Source organism: Rhodococcus sp. R1101 (assembly GCF_000278445.1).
Taxonomy (GTDB): domain Bacteria; phylum Actinomycetota; class Actinomycetes; order Mycobacteriales; family Mycobacteriaceae; genus Rhodococcus; species Rhodococcus gordoniae.
On record NZ_AJVB01000305.1, the window covers coordinates 1 to 4,527 of the forward strand.

Annotated in this window: 4 protein-coding genes and 3 pseudogenes; 2 read left to right on the forward strand and 5 right to left on the reverse strand. The window is 68.1% G+C overall.

Annotated elements, in window-relative coordinates; genetic code table 11:
• From R1101_RS27110 to R1101_RS27115, 3 genes and pseudogenes are all read right to left on the reverse strand, one after another.
• A pseudogene (locus R1101_RS27110) lies at nt 1-291 on the reverse strand (MarR family winged helix-turn-helix transcriptional regulator); the annotation flags it as partial.
• 38 nt (nt 292-329) lie between these two features.
• On the reverse strand, nt 330-1,064 hold the full coding sequence (locus tag R1101_RS0116520; protein ID WP_016934488.1) for a cutinase family protein: 735 nt from the start codon (nt 1,062-1,064) through the stop codon (nt 330-332).
• A gap of 147 nt (nt 1,065-1,211) precedes the next feature.
• Nucleotides 1,212-1,873, reverse strand: a pseudogene (locus R1101_RS27115) (alpha-ketoglutarate-dependent dioxygenase AlkB family protein).
• A 105-nt stretch (nt 1,874-1,978) separates the two neighbouring features.
• Between R1101_RS27115 and R1101_RS0116530 the strand changes: the two are divergent.
• Nucleotides 1,979-2,809 carry an SDR family oxidoreductase gene (locus tag R1101_RS0116530; protein ID WP_016934489.1) on the forward strand — a complete coding sequence of 277 codons (831 nt, stop codon included), beginning with the start codon at nt 1,979-1,981 and terminating at the stop codon, nt 2,807-2,809.
• Nucleotides 2,810-2,938: 129 nt separating this feature from the next.
• On the opposite strand, the gene R1101_RS0116540 is transcribed toward R1101_RS0116530, so the two are convergent.
• Complete coding sequence (locus R1101_RS0116540) at nt 2,939-3,658, reverse strand: 2OG-Fe(II) oxygenase (protein ID WP_016934491.1); 720 nt, start codon at nt 3,656-3,658, stop codon at nt 2,939-2,941.
• Nucleotides 3,659-3,755: 97 nt separating this feature from the next.
• Nucleotides 3,756-4,184, reverse strand: coding sequence for a MarR family winged helix-turn-helix transcriptional regulator (locus R1101_RS0116545; RefSeq protein WP_016934492.1), 429 nt, complete (start codon nt 4,182-4,184; stop codon nt 3,756-3,758).
• An 89-nt stretch (nt 4,185-4,273) separates the two neighbouring features.
• Here R1101_RS0116545 and R1101_RS27120 point away from each other — a divergent pair.
• Nucleotides 4,274-4,527: pseudogene (locus R1101_RS27120) on the forward strand (ABC transporter ATP-binding protein); the annotation flags it as partial.

Below are 4,527 nucleotides of genomic sequence, written 5' to 3' on the forward strand. Positions count from 1 at the left end.
GCCGACGGGTGATCAGACCCAGCGACTCGAGCCGCTTGAGCAGCGGCGAGAGGGTGGGGAGTCGAGCTGGAGCAACTGCCCGACCTGCTTGCTCGTCACCGGCGAGTCCTCCCACAGGGCGAGCATCACCAGATACTGCGGGTGGGTCAGGCCGAGCCTGTCGAGGATCGGCCGGTAGACCGCGAGCACGGCGCGGTTCGCCACGGCGAGCGCGAAACACACCTGCCGCTCCAGCGCGAGAGGATCATCGCCGGAAGCAGGAAGATGGGTGGCCGGGGACTCGACGCTCATGAATCGACGATACCCAACCGGTTCGCCCACCCCTCTCCTCACGGTTGATAGTCGGGGTAGGTGGTGTGCAGCTTCAGGTAGCCGGTGACGTTCTCGAGCAACCATCCTTCGCTCTCCTCCGGGGTCACGCCGTCGCAGACCGCGTCGCCCTCGATGCAGACCCGTTCGACGGCGATCGTGCCGAAATCGTCGCGGCCGCCGCCGAGCGTGATACCCGGTGCGACCTCACCGGGAAACAGGGTCTCCACACCCCGGGTGTCTCGCGGATCGGAATACAGCACACCGCTGATGCGATCCGGCGGCACCGAGTCGTCGGACGCGATCTCGGCGAGGACGTCGCCGGCGATCGAGGCGCCCTGCGAGTAGCCGAGGACGACGAGTTCACTGTCGGGGCACGAGCCGTGCCGGACGGTGATCGTCTCACGCAGTCGCTGATGGCCGATCCTCTTGGATTCGTCGTAGGCGAGACGTCCGGAGCCCTCGCTCGAACCCGATTCGGGCACCGGCACCACGACGGCGGGATAGCGGATGTGCTCGATCACGGTGCCGGGTGCCGCATAGCGCGCCGAGATCTTCGCGAGGGGTGAATCGGGATCGATCGAATCGGGAGAATCGATGTTGCGGGTTCCGTCGACCGCGAGGACGAACCGTTCGGGGCACGGGCGGAAGGTCTCCGCACCGGCAGTGGCGGCAGCGACGGCAGGGCCTGCCACTCCGAGTGCGAGTCCGGCGACGATCGCCGGGAGGCGACGTGAACAACCGAAGCGGGACATGACAGTCTCCTGTGATCGACCCCGACACCGATGGTTGCCGAACGAGAGCATTGTCCGATTCGACGCATTTCTCGCCGGAAACTCGCTACGTCGAGTGTAGTCGGTTACAAAGTCACAGACCGACCGTTCGGAATTATGGATGCATCGTCACTCGAGTCCCGTGCTTCGCAGGGTGATGTTGAGGCGTCCGGTGGCGAGTCCGCAGCGGGCGCTTCCGGTGTCGGGGTACACGACGGGCACACCGTGATAGGCGAACCGCGATGGCCCTCCGAACACGAACAGGTCGCCCGATTCGAGACGCACATCGGTGTACGGCCGGCCGCGCGACTCGCTGGTTCCGAACCGGAACAGGCACGCGTCCCCGAAACTGAGCGACACGATCGGCGCGCTGACCCGTTCGTCCTTGTCCTGATGCATGCCCATCCGGGCGTCGCGGTCGTAGAAATTGATCAGGGCGGTATCGGGTTCGTACTCGTTCCCGGCCGCCGGATCGTCGTAGGCATCGGCAACGGCACGCCGTCCGAGTTCGACGAGTCGGTCGGGAAGCGGCGGTACGGCAGCGTCGTCGACGTCGACCGCGGTGCGGGTGAGCGGTACGGCGACCAGTGCCATCCGAGGCACACCGTGCTCACCGACATCCGTCCGCCACCCGGTAGCAGTGTGTGCCGCATCGGCGCCGGTGGGCGCGCCCACTCACGACACAACTCGACGAGTTCGCGCTGTTCGTCCGGGTCGAGCCAGTCGGGCACGTGGACGGCGCCCGGCGCAATCGTGCGCCGCGGCCGGGAGACGGAGAACAATTCGTCCATCCCGGGTGTTCGACCTCCGTGCGTGTGGGCGGTACGTGTAGACAGGTTCCGTACCAACTGTGCCGCACCGAGCGGCACTGCGACTCGACGGGGAGGTAGCAGCCGGTGAAGGTCGAAGGAAAAGTGGCCGTCGTGACCGGAGGGGGCGGCGGAATCGGCGGCGCCATTGCTGCCGGACTCGTCGAGCGGGGCGCGCGAGTGGTGGTCGCCGACCTCGACGAACATGCCGCGCAGCGTGTCGTCGCGAAGCTCGAGGAGGCGACGCCGGGCAGCGCGGTCGCGGTGGCGGCGGACGTCTCCGACGAGGAACATATCCGCGGGCTCGTCGAGCGGGCCGAATCGGAGTTCGGTCCCGTGGACCTGTACTTCGCGAACGCGGGTGTCACCGGTGTGCCCGGTCTGGAGATCGAGGACTCGGTGTGGGAGCAGTCCTTCGACGTCAACCTGCGCGCGCACATCCGGGCGGCGCGGCTCCTGGTACCCCGATGGGTCGAACGCGGCGAAGGCTATTTCGTCAGCACGGCCTCGGCGGCCGGCCTGCTCACGCAGATCGGCTCGGCCACCTACTCGGTCACCAAGCACGCGGCCGTCGGATTCGCCGAATGGCTGTCGGTGACCTACGGCGACAAAGGCGTACGGGTGAGCTGCCTGTGCCCGATGGGGGTGAACACGCCCCTGTTGTATTCGGGGGACGCATCCGGGCACGCACTCGGTGAACTCGCCACCCGGGCCGTCACGACCGCCGGTGCGGTTCTCGAACCCGCGGACGTCGCGGAGACGGTGTTCGCCGCGATGGAGGAGGAGCACTTCCTGATCCTCCCCCACCCGGAGGTCCTCGAGATGTACCGGAACAAGGGCACCGACTACGACCGGTGGCTGCGCGGCATGCGCCGTTACCGGCAAGCGCTCGAAGAGTCGGCCCCCACCGATTCGTGAAATCGGTGCCCCGCCGCGGACGGTGCCGGGGCGTGACCGAGGAGCAGATCGCCACGATGCTCGTGGACGATCCGCGGCGGTTCTCCGAACGCTGACGGGGTAGGTCGCGTCGGGCAGCACCGAGGATGCTCAGGCCGCGTCGTGCAGCACCAGGCCGAGTGTGCGACGCAGGCCCGATCGGACAGTGCTCACGCCGTGCCGGACCGGCGCCCGCGACCATCCGCGCGCAGAGCGGATCGGCCGGTCGCGGGTGGTGAAGATCAGGGCGTGACCTCGCTCGAGCACGGTGACGGTGCCTCGCGACTGCGCGCGGGGCCGTTGTTCGACCAGCAGGAACTCGCCGCCGGTGTAGTCGATGCCCGCTCGGTCGAGCCCGATCACGACCTGCAGTGGGAACACGAGGTCGCCGTAGAGATCGCGATGCAGAGCGTTCCAGTCGCCGGCGGTGTAGCGCAGCATCAGTGGGGTGGGGTCGGTCTGGCCGGCCGCGTGGCACATGCCGAGCCAGTCGTCGAAGTCGTCGGGCCAGGGTGCGGGATCGCCGAGGCGTTCGGCCCATGAGCGCGCGACGCCGAGCAGCCGACGGTAGAACGCCGAACGCAGGCACGCGACGGTGTCGGGGACGGGTGGGCCGAAGTACTTGTAGGTGCCGTGTCCGTATCGGTAGCGGCTCATGTCGACCGTGGTGCGGAAGCAGGCGTCGTCGTCCCACAGGGCGGCGAGTTCGGCGCATTCGTCGTCGCTCAGCAGCGGCCCGGTGAGGACGCAACCGTTCTCGTCGAGCTCTTGCGCCAGTTCCGGCCACGCGAACGCGTCGACGCGAGACTGCAGGCTGTCGATGGTCTCCACGGGCTCTCCTCGATCGGCGCGGACGCACGGGCACGGACATACTCGTAGAGAAGACGTCGTCGACGACGGAAATGTGAGTGCCCGGGCCGGAGAGAATTCAGTGCGGCCGGTCGTCGACGAGTTTGTGCAGCAGCTCGGACAGTCGCGCACGCTCCTCGGCGTCGAGTCGGTCGAGCATCGCGACGGCGTCGGCATCGCGGGCGGAGGCCAGCTCGGCCCGGACCTTGCGGCCCTCGTCCGTCAGCCGCACGCAGACCGCACGCCGGTCGGCGGGATCGGGGAGCCGCTCGGTGAGGCCCCGCGACTCGAGGCGATCGACCACCTCGGTGGCCGAGCGGGGGACGATGCGCAGTTCCTTGGCCACGACGCCGAGGCGGATGGGGTCGTCGGCGCGTCCGATGACGTCGAGCGCCCGGTACTCGTGGGGTGACAACCCCCACGGCCGGAGGAGGTCGTGCCAGCGTCGGCGCAGCGTACGCGTGGTGGTGAGGAGAAGATCGCGCAGCGCGACGGGTGAATCCGACATAGTGGCCACAGTACCTCACTTGACGGTTGCCACTCAATGAGGCAACCTCAACAAGTACGAGTCACGAACCACGAATCGAGGTGGCGCACATGATGCAGCCCCCACCCACGCTCGGCGGCAGACCCGGCCGTCGAGGCAAGCTCGACAAGAAGGACCTCGACCAGCTCCGCGAATCCCCGGTGAGCCTGCGCCGCATCGGCGCCCTCTTCGCGCCCCACCGGTGGAAGATCGCCCTCGTCGTCGCGCTCATCGTCGCGTCGTCGGTGATCTCCCTCGCGACGCCCTTCCTCGTCCGCGCCGTCATCGACGACGCCATCCCGCACCAGAACGTGAGCCTGCTGCT

Coding starts and splice junctions, on each gene's coding strand:
- R1101_RS0116520 (WP_016934488.1), bottom strand. CDS start 1,064: ATGTCCCGCTTCGGTTGTTCACGTCGCCTCCCGGCGATCGTCGCCGGA.
- R1101_RS0116545 (WP_016934492.1), bottom strand. CDS start 4,184: ATGTCGGATTCACCCGTCGCGCTGCGCGATCTTCTCCTCACCACCACG.